Source organism: Streptomyces sp. G7(2002) (genome assembly GCF_028870195.1).
GTDB lineage: Bacteria > Actinomycetota > Actinomycetes > Streptomycetales > Streptomycetaceae > Streptomyces > Streptomyces nigrescens.
The window spans coordinates 7883159-7905524 of sequence record NZ_CP102609.1 but is presented as its reverse complement, the minus strand read 5'-3'; the positions used below and the strand labels follow the sequence as shown (position 1 = coordinate 7905524).

The window sequence follows — 22366 nt, the reverse complement described above, 5'->3', positions numbered from 1 at the left end:
CCGGACCCGTCCGGCCGTCACGGGCCCTCCCGCCACACCGGCGCGTCCGTTCCGCACAGACCGGGCGGGGTCGTCCAGGTGGCCGGTGCGCCGGCGAAGGAGACGGGCGGGAGGGCGTGGCGGAGCCGGCCCGCGGGGCTGTCGGTCTCGCGGAGGTGGTCCGCGGGGTCGTAGAGGGCGTCGCCGGGGGTCGCCGTTCCGGTCGTGAGCGGGCCGTCGTGCCCCGCCAGGCCGTGCGTCAGCCATCGCGCGGTGCGGGCCAGGGAGAAGGTCGCGAGGGTGGAGCCGCCCGTGCGGCTCTGTTCGGTCAGCGCGCGGAGCACCGCCGCGGCCATGAGGTAGCCCGTACCGTGATCCAGCGCCTGGGCGGGCAGTGCGCCGGGCGTGCCGCTGCGCTTCACTCCGCCTCTGCTCTCTTTTGAGTCCTCGGACGCAGAGCCCGCCTCGGCTTCGACGGCGGCGATCCCGGTGGCCACCTGCACCAGGCTGTCGAAGCCGCGCCGGCCACCCCACGGCCCGTCCTCGCCCCAGGCGGAGAGCCGGGCCACCACCAGCCCGGGGCGGCGTGCGGCCAGTACCTCCGGGGTGAGACCGAAGCGGTCGAGGGCACCCGGCCGGTAGCCGGTCACCACGACATCCGCGCGGGCCAGCAGTGCCTCGAAGTCCGCCCGGCCGGCGGGCGAGCCGAGGTCGAGCAGCGCGGACCGCTTGCCGAAGCCGGTATCGCTGTGGGCGTCCTGGCTCTCCGGCAGCTGGGGGGCGTCGATCCGCAGCACGTCCGCGCCGAGCAGTGCCAGGGTGCGGGTGGCGACCGGCCCGGCGATCACCCGGGTCAGATCGAGCACCCGCAGCCCGGCGGCCGGCCGCACCGGGTCGCCGGCGAGCGGCGGCAGCGCCCGGGGCGGCGCGTCGGCGCCGAGCGGTCCGAGGGTCAGCAGCGGCGGGGCGGCCGCCGCGGCGCCCTGGGGGTGGGCGGCCCACTCCTCGGGGGTGCGGACGGCGACGGCCAGCCCGCCCGCGGCGTAGACGGTTTCCTCGATCTCGACGGCACGGCGGCCGGCCAGTGCGGTCTCGACGTCCGGCACCCCGGCGCTGTCGGGCAGGTCCAGGGCGTGGAGCAACCGGGCGCGGTGGTGGGGGTAGTTGGCGTGGGTGCGTACCCAGCCGTCGGCGGTGCGCCAGAAGCGGGAGAGCGGGGCGAAGTTCGAGGGCGCCCGGCCGTCGGTCCGCAGATGGCGTTCGCTGACGAAGGCGGTGGCCACCGCGCCGTCGTCGACGCGTACGGCGGGCAGCGGACCGCCCTCGCGGCGGGCGGCGAGTTCGGCCGCCGCGAGGGCGCAGACCGCGACCGTGGAGCGGGCCAGCGACAGGGCCGGGAGCCTGGCCGGCAGCAGACCGGGCGGACCGCCGTAGGTGATCCGTTCCGTCAGGGCCGGGTCTCCTCCGAGCGCCGACCAGGCCTGCTCCGTACCGCTGTTGTGCCCGCCGGAATGTCGTTGTCCCATACAGGCAGTGTCCCACCCACCACCCGTGTCACACGGGGGCCGCCGCCCGCTCCCCCGCCGTCGGTGCGGCGAATGCCAGCCGGCGGTGGATGCGGCGCAGCATCAGACGGGCCATGAACGGGTGGACATGGCGGACGACGGCGAAGTAGAGGCGGCCGGCGGTGTGGTGGAGGCGGACGACCGTGCTGAGCGTGACCCGGCCGTCCGCGACCAGGATCGAGGCGCGGAAGTCCAGGTGCCGGGCGTCCTTGCCGAGCAGGATCTCGCCGTCCGCGCGCCCGGCGACCGGGAAGGACGCACCGCGCAGCACCCCCTCCCACGCCTCCGGCTCCTGCGGCATACCGGGCAGCAGATCCATCTGCCAGGCGTCCTGGAAGTCGGTCCGCGGGAAGGCGCGGTGCGCCAGCCGGGCCGCGGCGGGGAGCTCGACGGCCCGGGGCCGGTCCCAGAGCAGCCGGTTGAGCAGGCGTACCCGCGGGGACCGGCGGACCGGTGCCGACGCCCGGCCGGTGGCGGCCCGTTCGATGTTGTCGAAGATCTCCTCGACGACGGTGCCGTGCGCGGCGCGGATCGCCAGTGTCCACATCACTCGCCGACCCAGCGGGAGCCGGCTCTGCAGGACGTGCTCCACCCGGCAGCTGCCGGGCCCCAGGGGCCGGACGGTGATCTCGTGCCACCCGTCCTCACCGCCGGTGAAGTCGAAACGGACGCGGCGGCCGGGCTCATACGCCGCGACGCGGTAGCGGACGAAGCCGTGCCCGCCGTCGGCGCCGACACCCAGGGGGCGGTCGAAGCGCATCGGCGGCCAGACGGGCGTGGGGAAGAGCGGATCGTCCGCACCGCCGAGCCGGTCGAGCAGGGCGCCGACGGTGTCGGCCGGGGCCTGGACGGTGCGGGCATGAACATCGCGGACGGTACGCACAGGGCACCTCCATACGGTGGCGTATGTTTGACCGTACGGTACCGTATGGATATGGCGCAGCAGCGAGTGAAGGCACCCCGCGACAGCAGTGCACGGCAGCGGCTGACCGCCCGGGACTGGGCCGACGCGGCCCTGGCGGCCATGGGCGAGGGCGGCCTCGCCGCGGTGGCCGTGGAGCCGCTGGCCGCCCGGCTGGGCACCACCAAGGGCAGCTTCTACTGGCACTTCAGCAACCGGGACGCCCTGATCGAGGCAGCGCTGGAGCACTGGGAAGAGACCTGCACCGAAGCCGTGATCGCCGAGGTGGAGGCCGAGCCCGATCCGGGCAGACGACTGCGCCTGCTGCTCGTACAGGCCACGACACTGGCCGCCACGGACCCGCTGGAGGTCTCCCTGCTGGCGAGCGCGGCCGATCCACGGGTGGCCGCCGCGCTCGCCCGGGTGACCGACCGGCGCATCGGCTATGTCGCCGCGCTCTTCGAGGCGCTGGGCTTCCCCGGGGACGAGGCCCGGCACCGCGGTCTGCTGGCCTACACCGCCTACCTCGGACACACCCAGCTGGGACACGCCGTCCCTCAGAGCCTGCCGGCCGACGCCGCACGCGACCGGTATCTGGACGGCGTGATCGACACCCTCGTACGACCGCGAAACGGAGGTGATCGGTCCGAACTCGACCGAACCTGAACGAAGTTGGCCGAACTGCGCGTAGACATGCCCGGCATCCGAGGCATGAGGTGAGATCGGCGCGGCGATAACGGCGCGCCGCAGCATTGCCCACTCACACACGAGCAACGTGAGCCACTCAAGCCTCGTACGGGAGGAATTCCGTGACCGAAGCCATCCCCTACTTTCAGGACCGCACCTGTCCTTACCACCCACCCGCCGGCTATCAGCCACTGCGCGAGGCCGGTCCGCTGACCCATGTCACGTTCTACGACGGCCGCAAGGTGTGGGCGGTCACCGGCCACACCGAAGCCCGGGCGCTGCTGAGCGACCAGCGGCTCTCCTCCGACCGGCAGAACCCGGCCTTCCCGATTCCGTTCGAGCGCTTCGCGGCGATCCGCCGGGTCCGGACCCCGCTGATCGGGGTCGACGACCCGGAGCACAACACCCAGCGCCGGATGCTGATCCCCAGCTTCAGCGTCAAACGGATCGCCGCGCTCCGCCCGGAGATCCACCGGATCGTCGACGGGCTGCTCGACCGGATGCTGGAGCAGGGCCCGCCCGCCGAGCTGGTCTCCGCGTTCGCGCTGCCGGTCCCCTCGATGGTGATCTGCTCACTGCTCGGTGTCCCGTACGCCGACCATGAGTTCTTCGAGGAGGAGTCCCGCCGGATCCTGCGCGGCCGGACCGCCGAGGAGGCGGAGGACGCCCGGCTGAAGCTGGAGGAGTACTTCGCCGGGCTGATCGCCGCCAAGGAGAAGAACCCGGGCGACGGGCTGCTGGACGAGCTGATCGAGGAGCGGCTGCGGCCCGGCTCCCTCACCCACGACGAGCTGGTCCGGCTCGCCATGATCCTGCTGGTGGCCGGTCATGAGACCACCGCCAACATGATCTCGCTCGGCACCTTCACCCTGCTGGAGCACCCCGGACATCTGGACCGGCTCAAGGCCGAGGAGGACCTGATGCCGGCCGCCGTCGAGGAGCTGATGCGGTTCCTGTCCATCGCGGACGGCGTGCTGCGGGTGGCGAAGGAGGACATCGAGATCGGCGGGCAGATCATCCGCGCCGACGACGGGGTCCTGTTCCCCACCTCGCTGATCAACCGGGATGACACCGTCTATCCGTCGCCGGACGAGCTGGACCTGGACCGTTCGGCCCGTCATCACGTGGCGTTCGGCTTCGGGATCCACCAGTGCCTGGGGCAGAACCTCGCCCGCGCGGAGATGGAGATCGCGCTGCGCTCGCTGTTCACCAGGATCCCGGAGCTACGGCTCGCCGTGCCGGCCGCCGAGATTCCGTTCAAGCCCGGAGACACGCTGCAAGGCATGATCGAACTGCCGCTGGCCTGGTAGCAGCCATGACGGCAGACCAACGAAAGGGGTCCGGAATGCGGATCGCGATCGACACCGACCGCTGCATCGGCGCCGGCCAGTGTGCCCTGACCGCGCCGGGGGTCTTCACCCAGGACGACGACGGTTTCAGTGCGCTGCTGCCCGGCCGTGAGGACGGCGCGGGCGACCCGCTGGTGCGGGAAGCCGCCCGCGCCTGCCCCGTGCAGGCCATCGAGGTCACGGACGACTGAGCCGTCACCCTCGCGGACGCCCCGGCTGACGCGCCCGGCTACCGGCTGACACCGGTGCCCGCAGCGCGCCCGAGACGTTCCGCCCCTCCACTTGTCCCTACGGCATCCACCCCATCCGCTACCGCAACACCCCTTGGGTGACGGGCAGTTCGAGGACCCCGGTGTCCTCGGGCGTACTGCTGACCGTCACCGGCTTCACGCCGCGATTGCCCGCATAGGCGTCGTCGCTCGCGGCGATCACGAAGCGCAGCCGGTGCCCCGGCTCGTAACGGTGCACGATGGCCGGCAGTTCCACGGTGAACGGCCGGGTCACATCGGGCACGCGGGCCGGGGCCACCAACCGGTGCACCAGCGTCTTCTTGCCGTCCGGCGCGACATCGTAGAGCTTGGCGAACAGCACCAGCCTGTCGGCCGCGTCCGAGGACTTCTGGGCCTGCTCGGCCCGCGGTGAGACGACCTTCAGCGTCGCCCTGGGCGCGCCCACCACCTCCACCGGCCCGCCCGCCACCGGCGCCGACGTCCAGTCCAGAAAGGTGCCCCTCGCGTCGTACGGCGCCACGTCCGGCAGCCCCAGCATCCCGGCCAGCGAACTCTCCGAGTGGCTGCTCGCCATCCGCAGATTGCGGTACGACCGGCTGCCGCGCGCCACCTCACCGCGGTGGCCGACGAGCTTGCCGTCCCCGGAGAGATACAGCCGCCGGGTGCCGCCCGCCGGGAAGGCGGGCGAGGTGGCGTAGGCGGACCCGTCGGTCACCCAGTCCCGGTGGTAGGCGAAGGCCGGGCCGGTGCCGGTCGCCGTCCGGTGCCGCAGATAGCGGTCGAACCACGCCAGGATCCGCTGTCCGACGTAACTGGTGTCCAGATTGCCCTGCCCCAGGTTGAGTTCGCCCTTCGCCGGCTTCTTCATCCCGCCGCTGTGGCCCCATGCCTGCCAGATCATCTTGACCGGGGTGCCCTGCGCGGCGAGGGTCCGGTAGGTGGCGGTGGCCTCGTTGAGGTTGAACAGGCTGTCGTTCTGGCCCTGCACGAGCAGCGTCGGCGCCTTGACCGACGGCAGGTACGAGACCGGGGAGACGCTGCGGGCATAGCGGAAGACGGCGTCGGTCTTCTCCGCCGGGTACTTTCCGGAATCCAGCAGCCGCTTGGTCTCGCAGGCCCGCGCGACGAAGTGCAGACAGCCGGAGCCGCCGGTGCGCGACGGGTCGAGCTCCGGATGCAGCAGCCCCTGCGCCTCGCCGATCAGGAAGAACCCGTTCGTCCACTGCCACTTGTAGGCGCCGGGCAGCGGGCCGGTGACCCCGTGGGTCAGGCCGGCGTTGTTCGGGTCGAGCGAGTAGGAGAGGTCGTTCCAGGTGATGAGCGGGACCAGCGCGTCGACCCGGTGGTCGACGGCGGCGGTGGCCAGCTGGATCGCGCCACCGTAGGAGCCACCGATCATGCCGACCCGCGGATCCTGTGCGCCGTCCTTGGCGACATAGTCGAGACGTGTCCCGTTGTCGGCCGTACGGGCACCGGCCAGCAGGTCGACCAGCCCGCTCGCCGCCCGGCCGTCGATCCCGGGGTCGTCGAGGGAAATCGGGCAGCCGGTCTTGCCGAAGCCGAGCCCGGAGTAGGCCAGCGCCACATACCCGCGGGTGGCGAAGGCCTTGGCGAGGGCGTCGGTGGAGCCGTCCGCCTTGCTGCCGCCGAAGCCGTTGGTGGTCAGCACGGCGGGCGCCGGGTGGGCGGCGTCGGCTCCGGCCGGGCGGTAGACATCCGCGTCCAGGGTGCAGTGGCGTTCGCCGGCCCGGACGGTGACCTTCAGAGCGGTGACGGTGTACGGGTCGGCGGCTGCGACCGCGGGGGCGGTCAGGAAGAGCGGCGCGGCGAGGGCGGAGCCGGCCAGCAGGGCGAGGGACCTGCGGAGCACGGGGCGGGACACGGCTCGGGACACGCTGGGCACGAGGACCTCCACACAGGTCGTACCAACCAGTCGGTAGCGGCGCGCTCATGCTGTGACACGAGTAACGGCAAGTCAACGCTCCTGACACGCGTCGCCGTTAGGACGTGCGTTCAGGAGCGTCCCGGTCCAGGAGAGCGGGGGATTTCCCATGAGGCCCTGGACGGCGGGGCAATGACAAACCGTCAAGACGGCTAAGCGCTCACACCGTCGCCGGCTCCTCGAAGGTCAGCGTGCCGGCCGTGGCGTCCAGCTCGGCGGGGAGGCCCAGCGGAACCGTCAGCGCGGAATCCCCGTGTCCGAAGCCGAACTCCTCGGCCACCGGCACCCCGAGCCCGGCCAGCCGGTCCACCAGCACCTCCCGCACCCGGTCGTAGGGACCGCAGCGGGCCCAGGAGCCGAGCACGATCCCCGCGACTCCGTCCAGCCAGCCGGAGCGCAGGAGTTGGGTGAGCGCCCGGTCGATGCGGTACGGCGGTTCCCCGACGTCCTCCAGCAGGAGCAGCCCGCCCGCCGCGCCCTGCCGGGCCCACGGGGTGCCCAGCTCGGTGGCGAGCATGGCCAGACAGCCGCCGACGGTGACCCCGCGGGCCCGGCCCGGCACCAGCGGCCGGGCGGACGGCGACACCAGGGTGCGGACGGTCTCCGGCGCGAACAGCGTGCGCCGCAGGTGGTCACGGGTGGCGTCGTCCTTGAGGAAGACCTCCCCCGCGACGGCCGGCCCGTGCAGGGTGGACACCCCGGCCCGCACCGCGAACGCCTCGTGCAGCACCGTCACATCGCTGAAGCCGATCAGCGGTTTGGGGGCCGCGGCCCGGAGGGCGTCCCAGTCCAGCAGGTCGACCATCCGCTGGGCGCCGTAGCCACCGCGCGCCGCGAACACCGCTTTGACGGACGGATCGCACCATGCCTCCTGGAGGTCACGGGCCCGCTCCTCGTCGGAGGCGGCGAGATGGCCCAGCGTGGGGTGGGTGCCGCGGGCATGGGGCGCGGCGACCGGGTCGAGATCCCAGCCGCGGAGCACATCCAGCCCGCGGTCCAGCCGCTCCGCCATGAGCGGGCCGCTGGGCGCCACGACCGCCACCCGGTCGCCGGGCCGCAGCCGCGGCGGCCGGACCGCCCCGGGCGGCGTCATCCGCGCAGCTCCAGCGTCGGGACATCGCCGCGGGTGATGCCGAAGGTCTGGGCGTAGAGGGAGAGTTCGGCCTCCACCGCGCGCACGATGGTCTCCGCGCGGCGGAAGCCGTGTCCCTCCCCGGGGAACGGCAGATAGGCGTGCTGTATACCGCGCCCGGCGACCTCGGCGAGGAACCGTTCGCACTGCGCGGGCGGGCAGATCACATCGTCCAGGCCCTGGAGCAGCAGGAAGGGCGCGGTGATCCGGTCCGCGCGGTGCAGCGGCGAGCGCTCGCGGTAGCGGTCGGGCACCTCGGCGAGCGGTCCCACCAGCGAGTCCAGATACCGCGACTCGAAGTCATGGGTCTCGCCGGTGGCCCAGCCGGTCAGGTCCAGGATCGGATAGCTGATGGTGCCGCAGGCGTAGAGGTCGGTGGCGGTCAGGGAGGCGGCTGCGGTCCAGCCGCCGGCGCTGCCGCCGCGGATGGCCAGCCGGGCGCGGTCGGCGGTGCCCTCGTCGGCCAGCGCGCGGGCGACGGCGGCACAGTCCTCGACGTCCACCACACCCCACTGGCCGCGCAGCCGCTCGCGGTACTCCCTGCCGTAGCCCGTCGAGCCGCCGTAGTTGACCTCGGCGACGCCGATGCCACGGGTGGTGAAGTAGGCGATCTCCAGGTCGAGCACCAGCGGGGCCCGGCCGGTGGGGCCGCCGTGCGCCCACACCACGAAGGGCGGCAGCTCACCGTCGGGGGCGCGGTGGTCGGGGTTGTGCGGCGGGTAGATGTGGGCGTGGATGTCCCGCCCGTCGGGGCCGGTGAAGGTCCGGTCGACCGGCCGGGGGTAGTAGGCCGGGTCCAGGACATCGGCATGCCGGCAGGCCAGCACCCGGGCGCGTCCGGTGCAGGTGTCCAGCTCGACGACCTCGTACGAGCTGTGCGGGCCGGCGGCGATGCCGAGGACACGGCTGCCGTGCACGGCGAGGCTGGGCGCCCATTCGGTCCACGGGCCCGCCGCGTCGACCAGCTCGCCGCTCACCGGGTCGAGGATGCCCAGGGAGGTGGCGCCCCGGCCGTGGATCACCGCGAGGGTGCCGTTCTCCAGGGGCAGGAACCAGCGCTGGCCGACGGTCCACAGCGGCCCGCCGAACTCCTCCTGCCGGGCGGGGCACAGCGCGCGGCTCGCCACCACACCGTCGTCCGCCGCGTCGGGGTCGATGCGCTGCAGCTCCCACCAGCCGCTGAGGTCCGAGACGAACAACAGGGAGCCGTCGGCCGCCCACTCGATCTGGGCGACGGACTCACCTGCCGCGCCGCCGTGCGGCGCGCCGGGGCCGAGGTCGCCGACCAGCGGCCGGATGTCCTCGAACTCGCCCTTCCCGGTGACCCGCGCCACCATCGCCAGCGTGCCCTCCCAGGGCATCCGGGGGTGGTCCCAGGCGAGCCAGGCGACCCGCCGTCCGTCCGGGGAGATCCGCGGACCGGTCACGAAGCGATGCCGGTCGTCGCTCAACTCCCTTACCGAGGCCCGGTGTTCGGCGGCGGAGCCGTCGAGCGGCACGGCCGCGATCACCCGGCGCACATCGGTCGGCCGGTCGCCCGTGAACTCCTCCAGGACGCACCACACCTCACCGAGCTCCGGGCGCAGCACCGGATCGGCCCAGCGCAGCCCGTCACCGACGCCGGAGTGCGGGGTGAGCGGGCGCGGGGCCTCGTCGCTGTCCGGTGCGTAGGCGTACAGCCGCTGGTCGGCGAAGTTGCTGAAGACGACCAGCGGTCCGCGCTCGGTGACCGCACCGGCCCAGGGCTGGCCGCCGTACTCCAGTACCCGGCTGCGGACGTTCCAGGGCGCGGGAAGTACCGACTCCTCGGCGCCGGCCGGCCGCCGGCGGACCAGCGCCCGCCGGCCGCCCTCGGCGGGCCGCGGCTCCGTCCACCACACCTCGTCGCCGACGACACCCACGAAGGCCGGCCGGCCGTCGTGCGCCGCGACCATCCGGGCATCTATCGGGGACGTCCAGCCACCGTACGGAGCCGTGGTCACCATGCTGCAGTTCCTCTCCACCACCGGTCGGGCCATGCGTTCGGCCGGTCAGACCGCACGCAGGAAATGATCGAGTACCCGGACACCGAAGTGCAGCCCCTCGACCGGCACACATTCGTCCACACCGTGGAAGAGCGCCTGGTAGTCGAAGCCCTCGGGCAGTTTCAGCGGCGAGAAGCCGTAGCCGGTGATGCCCAGCCGGGAGAACTGCTTGGCGTCGGTGCCGCCGGACATGCAGTACGGCACGACACGGCCGTCCGGGTCGAAGCGCTCGATCGCGGCCCGCATCGCGGCGAACGTCGGAGAGTCGACCGGGGCCTCGAGCGCCACCTCGCGATGGTGGTACTCCCAGCTCACGTCCGGTCCCGTGAGCTCATCCATGGTCGTACGGAACTCCGCCTCGCCGCCGGGGAGCACCCGGCCGTCGACATGGGCGACGGCGGTTCCCGGGATCACATTGACCTTGTAACCGGCCGCCAGCATCGTCGGGTTGGCGCTGTTGCGGACCGTCGGCTCGACCAGTTTGGCGGCCGGGCCGAGCTTGCCGAGCAGCGCGTCGACATCGAAGCGCGGCGAATCGACATCCGCCTCGATGCCCTGCAGCGCGGCGAGTTCGCGGAGCGCGGCCCGTACCGTCGGGGTGAGCCGGACCGGCCAGTCGTGCTCGCCGATCCGGGCCACGGCCGCGGCCAGCCGGCTGACGGCGTTGTCGCGGTTGACCTTCGAGCCGTGCCCGGCCCGTCCCCGGGCGGTCAGCTTCAGCCAGGCCGTCCCGCGCTCCCCCGCGGCGACCGGATACAACTGCATCCCGCCGCCGGCATGGAAGGTGAAGGCCCCGGACTCGCTGATGCCTTCGGTGCAGCCCTCGAAGAGCCCGGGGTGCCGGTCGGCCAGGAAGCCGGAGCCGTCCTCGGCGCTGGCCTCTTCGTCGGCCGTGAAGGCGAGCACGATGTCCCGCCGCGGCCGCACCCCGCTGCGGGCCCATTGGCGGACCACGGCGAGCACCATCGCGTCCATGTTCTTCATGTCGATGGCGCCGCGGCCCCAGACCACACCGTCGCGGATCTCCCCGGAGAAGGGGTGCACACTCCAGTCCGCGGGCTCGGCGGGCACCACGTCGAGATGGCCGTGCACCAGCAGGGCATCGGCCGCGGGGTCGGTGCCCTCGATACGGGCGACCACATTGGTACGGCCCTTGCTGCGCTCCAGCAGCGTCGGCGTCAGTCCGGCCCCGGCCAGCCGCTCGGCGACGTACTCGGCGGCCGGGCGCTCCTGACAGGTGCCGTCACCGGCGTTGCTGGTGTCGATCCGGATCAGGTCGGAGGTGAACCGCACCACCTCGTCGAGCGCCTGCCGGTCCACACCGGGGGCCTGCCCGGTCCCGGGCTCCCCGGCGGACTCCACCTCAGCCATATTGTTCCTCCACGGCGGACGAGACGACGGTGGTGACCGCCTTGAAGCACCGGATGGCCTCGTACATGTTCTGACTCGTATACGCGATGCGGCGCTCCCCGCATCGTTCCACGCCGGGCACGCAGGTGGCCGCGCCCACCAGATGTTCCGCGTCGAATTCCAGCTCGAACCGGAACGGCCCGCGCCGGGACGGTTCATGACGCACCGCCAGCGCCGCTCCCTTGTGGGCGGCGGCCCGGATGTCGGCCGCCGTACGGGCCGGCGGCCGGCAGACCGCCGCATAGCGCGACACATAGTCCTTGACCGCCACACCGGGCGCCTGCGGGGCGTACCCGAGCGCGTCCTGGCAGGTGCGGTCGTCACCGGTGACCAGCACCACGGGGACGCCGTACTCGGCGACCACCAGGGAGTTCAGATAGCCCTCGCTCGCGCGGGTGCCGTCGACCCAGACGCCGGTGAGGGTGTTGGCGAGGTAGGTGTGCGCGAGGACGCCTTCGGTGCCTGCCCCGGTGTGGTAGCCGACGAAGGCGATCCCGTCGACGTCGCCGTGCTGCACACCTTCGACCATGCTCAGCGATTTGTGCCGTCCGGTGAGCATCTGCGCACGCTCGTCGAGCTGTTCCAGCAGGAGATTGCGCATCGTCCAGTGCGCCTCGTTGACCAGCACCTCATCGGCGCCGCCGTCGAAGAATCCGGCAATCGCCGCATTGACGTCGGACGTGAACATATGGCGGCAGCGCTCCCATTGGGGCGTGCCCGGCAGCACATCGGCCGGCCAGGTCACACCCGTGGCGCCCTCCATGTCCGCGGAGATGAGGATTTTCACATGCACCAGTCCCGTCGCAGCTAGGAGGCGGTACGCACGACATCTCACGTCGCCCGGTCACCACAGTTTCGGCGATGCCGAACGGATTGCCCAGCCTAACCAGGGCCTTCTGCCTGACGCCCCGTCCAGCGCGCTCCAGGGCAGCCGCGTTGAGCGCAACCCGCACGACTTCTTCATCACAGCAACACGATTCCTTTCAAGCGGAAGCTGGGGGTACGCTCGTCTCCCACCGCATCTCGCACAGTTTCTGTCGCAAAGCGGAAGGACTTCTGACGGAATCCGTAAGGACTTCTGAACGAGTTCTGTCAGCTGCCGACGGCACATGCCAGGTGAGGTACAACAGGCCGGACCAGCTTCCCACGCGATGAAACAGAGGCAGAATGGTGAGCGAGGCACTCAATGGCGTCCGGTTACCGCAATGCGGTGACACGCGAGCCGACAGCGAAGCCCAACTCGCGATCTTGACCGAACTGATCGCGCAGTCTCTTTGCGATCGCAATCCAGGCTTCAAGGAAGTGATCGAGCGGGGCGGCCCGCAGCAGGTGGCAAGGCTGATCCAGGACGTCCTGCGGTCCGGCCATCCGCTGCCCGAGAAGGTGCGCGCGGTCATGCTGCGCACCGACACCGACATCCATCTGGTGGCGTCCGCGCTGGGCGACTGCCTCGTCAGCACACCGGGCGAAGCGCCGGGCCTGCTGATCCCCGCCGCGCTGGCCGACGGCAAGAGCGGACGGGCCCGGCTGAAGGGCGTCCTGCGCCATCGCGCCGCGGTGGTCGGTCATGCGGTGGCGCCGACGGAGGCCGAGGCCTCCGTGCGCGCCGCGTCCCGGCTGCTGGACCTGGCGTCCGCGCACGACGGCCCCGACGCCGGAGTGGTGTTCGTCGACGACCACCTCTCCTCCCTCGTCCTCCTCCAGGACGAGTCGCTGGCCCACACGCTGATCGCCCGCCGTCTGCGCCCGCTCGCGGGGCTGACGCCGGAGCGGTGCGAGCGCCTGGAGGCCACCCTGCTCGCCTGGCTCGGCGGCATGGGGGCCCCGGAGGTGGCCAAGGCGCTCAGCATCCACCCGCAGACCGTCCGCTACCGGATGCGCCAGCTGGAGAAGCTGTTCGGCCCCCGCCTCCGGGACCCACGGACCCGCTTCGAGATCGAGATGGCCCTCCGCAGCCGCCAGCTGATGGCCGCCGCACGCCGGCGCCGGACGGGCGCGACCCGCCGTCCGCGCGTCACCACCAAGCCGCGTAAGGCCCTGCCACGCCCCTAGGGGGCGTCTTCCCGATCCGGCCTGACCGGGAAGACGCCCCCTGGAGACATGCCCGCATTCGCCCCCGGATTTGGCGAATGTCACATCCCGATACACCCCCCAAATACGGACAATCCACCCATCACGCCCGGGATGTCCGCACCCCCGCCGCGTATCGTCACCGTGACCCATGAAGCGGGACACCGGCCGGCCGCACGGCCGCAGTGGCCCGACGCACATCCGGTCGCACGAGGCCGGCCGCCCCACGGCGGAGCCTCCGGTACACAGCGGGACAGGACACCTTCTCCATGCACGGATCACGCATATCGACCTCCGCGCGCCGCGGGCTGGCCGCGGTCGTGGCTGCCGGATCGCTGCTCACGGTGCTCACCACGGCGACCCCGGCCTCGGCCGGCTCCGCCAGCACGCCGGTGGGCGGCTCCAAGGTCGTGTGCACCTCGAAGAAGCCGGGCCTGGCGCCCGCGCTGTCCCAGGACATCGCCGACGCCCTCCACGGGCGGGAGGGCGCCTCGGCGCTGGCGGTCTACGACCGGCGCACCAGGACCCACTGTGAGTTCAAGGCCGGCGCCCACTTCGACTCGGCGAGTGTGGTGAAGGTCACGGTGCTCGCGGCCCTGCTGCGGCAGGCCGAGGAGGCCCACCGCAAGCTGACCCCGCACGAGAAGCGGCTGGCCACCGCCATGATCACCAAGTCGGACAACAAGTCGACCACCGCGCTGTGGCGCCGCGTCGGCCCGGCCGGCATCAAGCACTTCCTGTCCCTGGCCGGTATGCGGCACACCGTCCCGGGCACGCACGGTGCCTGGGGCCTGACCCAGATCACCGCCGCCGACCAGCTCACACTGATGCAGCTGCTCACCACGGACAACCGGGTGCTCACCGCCGCCTCCCGCGGCTACGCCCTCGACCTGATGCACCGGGTCGTCCCCGACCAGCGGTGGGGCGTCCCCGCCGGCGCCCCGGACCCCGACGCCGTCCACGTCAAGAACGGCTGGCTGCCGCGCAAGACCGACGGCTGGCGGGTGAACAGCGTCGGCACCTTCAACGGCAGCGGGAACGACTACGGCATGGCCGTCCTCTCCACCGGAAACCACACCATGGACGACGGCGTGGCCACCGTCGAGCGCGCCGCCCGGGTCATCCACCGCGATCTGACGCACTGACCTCCGGTCCCACGGCGCCGGGCGGCCGCCCGCATACGCGGCCGCCGATTGTCGTCCACCCGCAGGCAGAGGCGGGCCCCCTCCCTCATCTCCCGCTCGGGAAGATCCGCTGCCCCGGCAGCGCCGGACGGCCGCAGCCCCGGCGCTCGGCCTGGTCCCGGGCGAACGCGACGAGCAGCGGCCGCAGTTCACGCCCCGCGAGAGACCGGCCCGCGCTGTCCGGGTAGCTGCTCGCCTCCCAGTGGGCGGACTCGCCCTCGCAGCGGGCGAGGGCGGCGGTGCCGAAGTGCTCGGTCATCACCTGGCCGTCGTCCGGGAAGCCGCGCGGCAGCCGGACGTTGGCGCCGATCAGTGTGTCGAAGGACTTGTCCGTCCAGTCTCCGTACCAGCCGCTGAACTCGGCGTACTCCGCCCCGCTCGTGCCGTCCACGAGTGCGCAGCTGGTGACCGCCGCATGCGGGTCCGTACGCGCGATGACCCGCCAGTGCTTGCCTCCCGGCTTCTCGGGGAGCCGGGCACGGGCCAGCCAGCCACAGCCGGCGCCGCCCTTCTCCAGCGGCACGGCCGTCGGACGCAGCACCGCCCGCTGCGGCAGTGGCAGCCGCGGCGCACCGCAACCGGCCTTCTCCGCCGCGCCGTTGGCGAGCGAGACGGCGATCCGCAGGGTGGCGGGCGTGCCGTGCTTCTCGTCCCACTTGCCGTTCACCCAGGTGACCAGCCGCCGGTTGCGGCCGAGGGAATCCCGCCCGAGGTCCGGGCACTCCTGCACGAGGTAGTGCCCCAACCCGGCATGGAAGCCGGGGATTCCCGCGGGGAAGACGAACCGCGGCGGGGTGGGGATGGTGAATTCGCCGCTGAGCAGGCGGTCCACCTCTCCGGGATCGGATTCCACCCTCGCCATCAGCGAGAATTCGTGGTCCGACGTGTTCACCCCGCACTTCATCCGACCGTGGGCGAGATCCGCCTCCTCCTCAGCGGCCTGCAGCTGCTTGGTGGGGAGTACCTCCGCCAGGTCGTCCGCCGAGAGCAGTCCCGCGCAGACGTTTGTCGCGTACCACCACGGCTGCCACAGCGGTTTCGCGGCGTACCCACCTCCGGCGAGCACCGCCAGGACCACGACGAGGACGACCACCGCCCTCCGGCCCGGTACCCACTTGCGCCACCCCGCTGCCGCCATGACTCCCCCGTCCCCCTTGGTCCCGCGGCGGATTCCCGGGGAATCCGCGGCAGAAACCCTACGCGCCGTACGGGCACGGGCCGTTGGCGGGCCGCCACGGCCGCATCCGTCCCCTCCCGGCCGCCGTACCAGGCGGTACGACGCAGTACAAGGCGGTACGACTTTGCACTCCCCAGGGTGACCGGCACCCCGAACGGCCCCGTGCGGGGCGGGACCGGGATATCAACGCCGCATGAGCGAGGCAGCGCAGCCGGTGGTCCGCCGGGCCTGCGCGCCGCGGCTCACCGCCCCACACCGCACTCTGGGAGGAACTCGGTGCCAGGCCGCGTCAAGGCAGACCTCAAGGGAGTTCCCGAAACGGCGTTGTGGACGCTCTATCACCGCGCCGCCGAGGCCGCCCGCCCGGACACGGTGCTGCCCGATCCACGCGCCGTACAGCTCCTCACCGAGATCGAGTTCCCCTTCCGGGAGCGGATGGGCGCCGCCCGGCCCTGGCTGGCGCAGGCCATCGCCCTGCGCGCCCTCGGGTTCGACCGAGTGGTGCGCGCGTTTCTCGCCGACCGGCCGGACGGCACCGTGGTCGCTCTCGGCGAGGGCCTGGAGACGCAGTTCTGGCGGGTGGACAACGGCCGGGCCCAGTGGGTCACCGTCGACCTCAACGGCCCGTTGGCGCTGCGGAAGCGCGTCCTGCCGCACGGGGCGCGGCAGCGGCTGGTGGCCTGCGACGCCCGGGACAGCCAGTGGATGGCGGACATCGACCCCTCGCGCGGTGTCCTGGTGACCGCTCAGGGCCTGCTGATGTATCTGCAGCCCGCGCAGGTGACCCGTCTGATCGCCGCCTGCGCCGATGCGTTCCCCGGCGGCACGATGGTCTTCGACACCGTCTCGCGGCGCTTCAGCACCCGCACTCGCACCCGTACGAAGGGGCCGGGCGGTCATCGTCTGCCCCCGATGCCCTGGGGCATGGACGCGGTCGACCGGGACCTTCTGCGGCAGGCCCATCCGGCCATCAGCGAGGTGTCAGAGGTGCCGCTCCCCGCGGGCCGCGGCTTCATCGGCTATCTCGCCCCGCGCGCCGCCGCCCTGCCACTGCTGCGCACGGACCGCCCGCTCATCACCCGGCTGCGCTTCGGTGCGGCCCCCGCCTCCCTCACGGGTCAGCCCTGACGGTTCTCCACCACGCCGAGAAAGGTGTGCACCCGCTCCGCGAGCCGCTCCGGGTACTCCCCGTTGATCGCATGGGAGGCGTCCGGCCAGACCTCCACGGTGCTGTCGCGCAGGGTGCGGGCGCGGGCCGCGGCCTTCCCGGCGTCATGCGCGATGCTCTTCCCGGCGATCAGCGCGAGTACGGGGACGCCGAGGGAGCGCAGCGCGTCCTCGCCGGGCAGGGCCGGGGCCGGGAAGCTGACCTTGAAGTCCCGCATACCGGAGGCGATCAGCCGGCCCTCGATGTGCTCCGAGGCGTCGTCGATCCCGCCCGAGATCCAGCCCAGCAGCCGGTTGCGCAGCCCCTCCGGCATCCCGGGGAGCACACTGCCCAGCGAGACGACGATCATCTTCCAGCTCAGCGGCGCGAAGGTGTTCGCCGGATCCAGCGCGATCACCGACGCGATCCGCTCCGGACGGTGCAGAGCGACCTGCACCGCCAGCCAGCCCCCGATCGACACCCCGAGCACATGCGCCCGGGGCAGGGCGAGCCGGGCGAGCATCTCGTCGATCCAGGCCGCCTGGTCGGTGCCGGACGTCATCGGCGCCGACTGTGCGCTGCAGCCCGGCTCCCCGAGGCCGTCGACGGCGTACACGGGGCGTCCGCTGCGCATCAGCCCCGGCAGATTCGTCCGCCACAGCGGGGTGCACGACTGCCTTCCCGGCATCAGGACGAGCGGCACTCCGTCCCCCGTACCGAAGCGGTACACCCGCACCGCCCCGTACGAGGTGTCCACGGTCCGCTGCTCATCGGGCTCGGGCAGACCGTCCATCGCCTCCCGGTACACCGCCGCGAACCGCTCGAACGCCGCCGCGTCACGGAACGCCCCGATGCGCCGCCGCGCCCATTCCGGCCCGATGCGCGGCTCCGGAAAACTGATCTCCGCCATACGGGCATCCAACCACGGGGGCGCCTGCCGTAGGGGCCGCGGGGGACGGGCCACATCCCATCCCCCTTTAGCTGCGGCATATTTGACGAGGCATCAGATACAGCTGTTACGGCAACCGTCTCGGTGCGTTCAGTCCTCGTGCCCCAGCTGGAGGTCGCGTTCGGTGCGGCCGCCGCCGGCCACCTGGAGGACGGTGGCCACCGGCGGGTATCCGGCGGCGATGACGGTGTACTCGCCGGCCGACAGATCCACGAAGCGGAAGAGCCCGTCGGGCCCGGTGGTCGCCGTGTCGACGACATTGCCGGCGGCGTCGAGCAGAGTGACCCTGGCGTCCTCGACGGGGCGGCCACCGCCGGCCCGTACGGTCCCGCGCAGCACCGCGCCACCGGCGAGCTCGATGTCCTGGCGGGTCTCCCGGGAGGCCTGGACGGTCACCGGCAGCGCGGCGGGGCGGAACGCCGGGGCGCTGGAGGCCAGGGTGTACTCGCCGGCCACCAACTCCCCGATGACATAGCCGCCTTCGCGTCCGCTGCGGGTGGTGGCGACGACCTCGCCGCGTACATCGGTGAGGGTGACCATGGCATCGCGTACGGGCGTGCCGTCGGCGGTGGTGACGGTGCCCGCGAGCCGCCCGGCGCCGCCGAGCACGACATCCAGCTCGACCGGCCGTTCGCCGACCGTGACGGTCACCGCCTGCGGCTGGTGGCCGCCCGCCGACGCGATCAGCACATACGAGCCGGCGCCCGGTGTGCTCAGCGCATACCGTCCGTCCTCTCCGGTGGCGCCGCGGCCGATCTGCCGGCCGGCGACATCGATGAGGGTGAGCGCGGCGCGCGGCACGATGCTGCCGTCGTGGTGCTGGACGGTGCCGCAGACCGGGACGCCGGCCATGACGGCGGTGTGTCCGGTGGTGGTGTGGCGGTGTGCGCGGGTGTAAGGGGAGCCGGGGCCATGGGAGTTGACGGCGTTTGTGTCCGCCGCGGCACGGGCCTGCGGTACGGCGGCGGGGTCGGCCGGGTCGCCGTACGGCATCTGCGGGGACGGGGCGGCCTGCGGGGCAGGAGAGGCGTGGGACACCAGGGGTTTCCCTTTCAGGAAGAAGGCGAGCACAAGGCTCAGGACGAGCACCGGCACGAGAAAAAGGAAGATCCGCGGCATGGCGTCCGCGTACGCGGCGACAGGGCTGTCGCGCAGCGCGGCGGGCAGCGCCCGTACCAGTCGCGGGGTGAGCGACTCCGGAGCGGGCAGCCGCGCCGACCCGGGCAGCCGGTCGCCGAGCCGGCGGGCCAGCCGGTCGGCGAGGAGGATGGCGAAGAGGGCCGCGCCGACGCTGCCGCCGATCTGCCGGACGCAGTGGGTGGCGCCGGTCGCGGCGCCGGGGTCGGGGGTGCGTACGGAGTGCCGCACGGCGAGCACCAGCACCGGCAGGACGAAGCCGATCCCGAGGCCGAGCAGGGCCGTCCCGAGGCTGTAGACCTCCCACGCGGTGTCCTGCTGGCACCGCGACAGCAGCCACATCCCCACCGCGGCCGGCACACACCCCAGGACGGGGAAGACCTTGTGGCGGCCGGTGCGGCTGATGAGGCGGCCGGAGACTAGGGAGGCGATGACGAGGCCGCCCGTCAGGGGCAGCATCAGCAGCCCGGACTCGGTGGCCGTGGCGCCGTCGGCCCTCTGCAGGAAGGCCGGCAGACAGCTGACGGCGCCGAAGAGCGCGAGGCCGACGGCGGCGCCGGTCAGACCGGTGACGTGGAAGACCGAGTCGCGGAACAGCCGCAGCGGGATCAGCGGTTCGGTAGCGAAGTACTCGACCGCGAGGAACAGCAGGGCGGTGCCGAGCGCACCGGCGGCGAGGCCGAGGACGACCCGCGAGTCCCAGGCGTAGGTGGTGCCGCCCCAACTGGCCAGCAGGACCAGGCAGATGGAGAACGCGGCGAGCAGCAGCGCCCCGGCGAGGTCCGGCTTGGCGCGCCTCGTGGGGCGGGGCAGCTTCAGCACGCAGGCGATGACCAGGAACGTCAGCACACCCAACGGAACGTTGAGGGAGAAGCACCAGCGCCAGGAGGCATGGTCGGCGCAGAAGCCGCCGATCAGCGGTCCGGCCACGAAGCCGAGGCCGAAGACGGCGCCGAGCAGACCCGTGTAGCGGCCGCGGGCCCGGGGCGGTACGACATCGGCGATGATCGCCTGGACGCCGATGATCAGCCCGCCGCCGCCGACGCCCTGGACCGCCCGGAAGACGACCAGTTCGTCCATGGTCCGCGACCAGCCGGCCAGCGCCGAGCCGACGGTGAAGACGAGGAGGGCGAAGAGGAAGACGGGCTTACGGCCGAAGAGATCGCCGAGCTTCCCGTAGAGGGGCAGTCCGATGACCGAGGCGAGCAGGTAGGACATCACCACCCAGGACATCGCGCCCGGACCGTGCAGCTCACCGGCGATCTCCGGGAGCGCGGTGACGATGATGGTCTGGCCGAGGGCGGCGAGCAGCAGCGTCAGCATCAGGCCGGCGACGACCGGCCGGAGACGGCGGGGGCCGAGCGGCGCCGGTGCACCGGGGTGGCCGGGCTCCTCGGGTTCGCCGCTCGCGACCGGAGCCGGGGTCGGGGTCGGTGCCGGAGCAATTGCCGGTGCCGGAGCAATTGGCACTGCCGTTGCCGTTGCCTTTGGCGTTGCCGTCGTCGCACCGGATACGGGCGGATCGGTTCGCCCGGCCCGCTCGCTCAGGGTGGTCCCGCCCACGTGCTGCTCCCCTCGTCACGCCTGTTGCCGCCCAAGTTCTCGCATTGGGCGACAACACCGATCAAGCGCGGCAAAGGGGGTCGGACGGGGCGGGACCGGGCGTCAAGTACGTTGCCCGGGAGGCCTATTGGGCTCCCATCAGGGCTTTCCGTACGGAACCGCTCCGGCGGGCCGCACACTTCGACTCGGCGGAAACCACCCGAACCGGTGAGTGTGACGGCATGCATGCCGGGTGACGGGAGTGACGGCCGCTCACTTCTCCACGTGGGCGGCGAGGTTGGCGAGCAGGCTGTCGTAGATCCGGCCGAGCCCCTTGGGGGCGAAGGTCCTCTCGAAGAAGCCGCCGATACCGCCGGCGCCCTGCCAGGTGGTGGTGACGACGACCTTGGCGCGCCCTTCGCCGGCCGGGGTGATGACCCAGGTGGTCACCATCGAGGAGTTGCGGTCCTTCTCCACGAGCTGGCCGTCGGTCGGCTCGTCGACCTCCAGCAGGCAGTCACGCACCCGCTTGCTCGTGGCCTGGAGCTTCCAGTGGACGAGGGTGCCCTTGCCGTCGCCGCCCTCGCGGACCTCGTACTCGCTGAAGTGCTCGGGCAGCAGCTGCCGGCGCGTGCCGGTGTAGTCGGCGAGCGCGTCGAACACGTCCTCCGGGTCCGCCGCGATCTCGCGCTGCGTGATGGCCTCGACCTGCCCCATGTGCGTCTTCCTCCAGTAGTAGACCTGCCGGTCCTGCGGTGCGCCGCCAAGCCAACCACCCCTCGGCGGCACGCCCAAATTCAGGGCCGCCGGGCCGCAAGGGAACATGTGTTCTATTATTGCGAAGGGGGCTCGGCAGGATCCAGAAGGAGGCCCGATGCGCTGGGACAATCTCGGCGAAAGCCCGTCCGCGCTGTTCGGCACGGATGTCGTCAGCCGGACGATCGACAGCCCCGACTTCCGCGGGATCACCTTCCACGAGGTGCGCGCCCGCTCGATCGTGAACCGCGTCCCGGGCGCCTCCCGGATGCCGTTCGAATGGACCGTGAACCCCTACCGCGGCTGCAGCCACGCCTGCGTCTACTGCTTCGCCCGCAAGACGCACAGCTACCTCGACCTCGATACCGGGCAGGGCTTCGACTCGCAGATCGTGGTGAAGGTCAACGCCCCCGAGCTGCTGCGCCACGAGCTGTCCGGGCGCCGCTGGCGCGGCGACCACATAGCGATGGGCACCAACGTCGACTGCTATCAGCGCGCCGAGGGCCGCTACCGCCTGATGCCCGGCATCATCGCCGCACTGCGCGATCACGCGAACCCGTTCTCGATCCTCACCAAGGGCACGCTCATCCTGCGCGATCTGCCGCTGCTGCAGCAGGCCGCCGAGGTCACCGACGTCGGCATCTCGGTCTCCGTCGGCTTCCTGGACCGCGAGCTGTGGCGCACGGTCGAGCCCGGCACGCCCGCCCCGGACCGCCGGCTGGACGTGGTGCGGACGCTCACCGCGCACGGCATCCCGTGCGGTGTGCTGATGGCGCCGGTGATCCCGTTCCTCGGGGACGCACCGGAGCAGCTGCGGGCCACGGTCCGGGCCATCGCGGAGGCCGGCGCCGGTTCCGTCACCCCGCTGGTGCTGCATCTGCGGCCCGGCGCCCGCGAGTGGTTCATGGCGTGGCTGGGGCAGCACCATCCGCATCTGGTACGGCGTTACACGACGATGTACGCGGACGGCGCCTACGCCCCCAAGTGGTACCAGCGCCGGATCACCCGCCAGGTCCATGAATTCGCCGCGGAGTACGGCATCGGGCCCGCCCGGCCCGGCGAGGCCCGCCGCATCCCGCCACCGGACACCGCTCCCGGACCGGCCGGCAACCTTGGCGACCAGGCCTCCGACCGCCCTGCGGAACCGACCCAGTTGACCCTGATCTGACCCTGCCGCGGCCCTAA

The 22366-nt window shown here is 72.4% G+C and carries 18 protein-coding genes; 7 read left to right on the top strand and 11 right to left on the bottom strand.

Annotation, left to right across the window (positions count from 1 at the left end; all coding sequences use genetic code 11):
* Window positions 1-17 precede the first annotated feature (17 nt).
* On the bottom strand, window positions 18-1505 hold the full coding sequence (locus NUT86_RS33900) for a CoA transferase (protein WP_274739166.1): 1488 nt from the start codon (window positions 1503-1505) through the stop codon (window positions 18-20).
* A gap of 28 nt (window positions 1506-1533) precedes the next feature.
* On the bottom strand, window positions 1534-2427 hold the full coding sequence (locus tag NUT86_RS33895) for a DUF2867 domain-containing protein (RefSeq protein ID WP_274739164.1): 894 nt from the start codon (window positions 2425-2427) through the stop codon (window positions 1534-1536).
* Window positions 2428-2472: 45 nt separating this feature from the next.
* Between NUT86_RS33895 and NUT86_RS33890 the strand changes: the two genes are divergently transcribed.
* From NUT86_RS33890 to NUT86_RS33880, 3 genes are all read left to right on the top strand, one after another.
* Window positions 2473-3111, top strand: coding sequence for a TetR/AcrR family transcriptional regulator (locus tag NUT86_RS33890; protein ID WP_274739161.1), 639 nt, complete (start codon window positions 2473-2475; stop codon window positions 3109-3111).
* 143 nt (window positions 3112-3254) lie between these two features.
* Window positions 3255-4442, top strand: coding sequence for a cytochrome P450 (locus NUT86_RS33885; RefSeq protein ID WP_159485154.1), 1188 nt, complete (start codon window positions 3255-3257; stop codon window positions 4440-4442).
* Window positions 4443-4477: 35 nt separating this feature from the next.
* The gene (locus tag NUT86_RS33880; protein WP_018090488.1) at window positions 4478-4672 is read left to right on the top strand and encodes a ferredoxin; all 195 of its coding nucleotides are present in this window, start codon (window positions 4478-4480) and stop codon (window positions 4670-4672) included.
* 118 nt (window positions 4673-4790) lie between these two features.
* Here the strand turns inward: NUT86_RS33880 and NUT86_RS33875 are convergent, their stop codons facing one another.
* From NUT86_RS33875 to NUT86_RS33855, 5 genes are all read right to left on the bottom strand, one after another.
* Entirely contained in the window at window positions 4791-6605 is a 1815-nt protein-coding gene (locus tag NUT86_RS33875) for a CocE/NonD family hydrolase (RefSeq protein WP_274740716.1), read from the bottom strand.
* 208 nt (window positions 6606-6813) lie between these two features.
* On the bottom strand, window positions 6814-7746 hold the full coding sequence (locus NUT86_RS33870) for a S66 peptidase family protein (protein ID WP_159485156.1): 933 nt from the start codon (window positions 7744-7746) through the stop codon (window positions 6814-6816).
* Window positions 7743-9770 (bottom strand): prolyl oligopeptidase family serine peptidase, encoded by a 2028-nt coding sequence (locus tag NUT86_RS33865; RefSeq protein WP_274739159.1) that lies wholly within the window; start codon window positions 9768-9770, stop codon window positions 7743-7745. The genes NUT86_RS33870 and NUT86_RS33865 overlap by 4 nt, the downstream gene beginning before the upstream one ends.
* 45 nt (window positions 9771-9815) lie before the next feature.
* Entirely contained in the window at window positions 9816-11180 is a 1365-nt protein-coding gene (locus NUT86_RS33860; RefSeq protein WP_274739157.1) for a M20/M25/M40 family metallo-hydrolase, read from the bottom strand.
* The gene (locus NUT86_RS33855; RefSeq protein ID WP_093645344.1) at window positions 11173-12006 is read right to left on the bottom strand and encodes a M55 family metallopeptidase; all 834 of its coding nucleotides are present in this window, start codon (window positions 12004-12006) and stop codon (window positions 11173-11175) included. The genes NUT86_RS33860 and NUT86_RS33855 overlap by 8 nt, the downstream gene beginning before the upstream one ends.
* Before the next feature lie 461 nt (window positions 12007-12467).
* On the opposite strand from NUT86_RS33855, the gene NUT86_RS33850 reads away from it, so the two are divergent.
* Together NUT86_RS33850 and NUT86_RS33845 are read left to right on the top strand one after the other, a co-directional pair.
* Complete coding sequence (locus NUT86_RS33850) at window positions 12468-13271, top strand: PucR family transcriptional regulator (RefSeq protein ID WP_262370889.1); 804 nt, start codon at window positions 12468-12470, stop codon at window positions 13269-13271.
* Between the two features lie 287 nt (window positions 13272-13558).
* Window positions 13559-14434, top strand: coding sequence for a serine hydrolase (locus tag NUT86_RS33845; RefSeq protein ID WP_274739154.1), 876 nt, complete (start codon window positions 13559-13561; stop codon window positions 14432-14434).
* An 85-nt stretch (window positions 14435-14519) separates the two neighbouring features.
* Here the strand turns inward: NUT86_RS33845 and NUT86_RS33840 are convergent, their stop codons facing one another.
* Window positions 14520-15611 (bottom strand): hypothetical protein, encoded by a 1092-nt coding sequence (locus tag NUT86_RS33840; protein ID WP_274739152.1) that lies wholly within the window; start codon window positions 15609-15611, stop codon window positions 14520-14522.
* A gap of 315 nt (window positions 15612-15926) precedes the next feature.
* Between NUT86_RS33840 and NUT86_RS33835 the strand changes: the two genes are divergently transcribed.
* Entirely contained in the window at window positions 15927-16778 is an 852-nt protein-coding gene (locus tag NUT86_RS33835; protein ID WP_167540494.1) for a class I SAM-dependent methyltransferase, read from the top strand.
* Here the strand turns inward: NUT86_RS33835 and NUT86_RS33830 are convergent.
* The 3 genes from NUT86_RS33830 to NUT86_RS33820 form a co-directional block, all read right to left on the bottom strand.
* A complete protein-coding gene (locus NUT86_RS33830) occupies window positions 16769-17707 on the bottom strand; it encodes an alpha/beta fold hydrolase (protein WP_274739151.1) in 939 nt (312 codons plus the stop codon). The two genes, NUT86_RS33835 and NUT86_RS33830, sit on opposite strands and share 10 nt — an antisense overlap.
* A 129-nt stretch (window positions 17708-17836) precedes the next feature.
* A complete protein-coding gene (locus tag NUT86_RS33825) occupies window positions 17837-20446 on the bottom strand; it encodes an MFS transporter (protein WP_446750800.1) in 2610 nt (869 codons plus the stop codon).
* Window positions 20447-20698: 252 nt separating this feature from the next.
* Window positions 20699-21142, bottom strand: coding sequence for an SRPBCC family protein (locus NUT86_RS33820; RefSeq protein WP_018090476.1), 444 nt, complete (start codon window positions 21140-21142; stop codon window positions 20699-20701).
* Between the two features lie 157 nt (window positions 21143-21299).
* On the opposite strand from NUT86_RS33820, the gene NUT86_RS33815 reads away from it, so the two are divergent.
* Window positions 21300-22349 carry an Rv2578c family radical SAM protein gene (locus NUT86_RS33815; RefSeq protein WP_274739149.1) on the top strand — a complete coding sequence of 350 codons (1050 nt, stop codon included), beginning with the start codon at window positions 21300-21302 and terminating at the stop codon, window positions 22347-22349.
* Window positions 22350-22366: the final 17 nt, after the last annotated feature.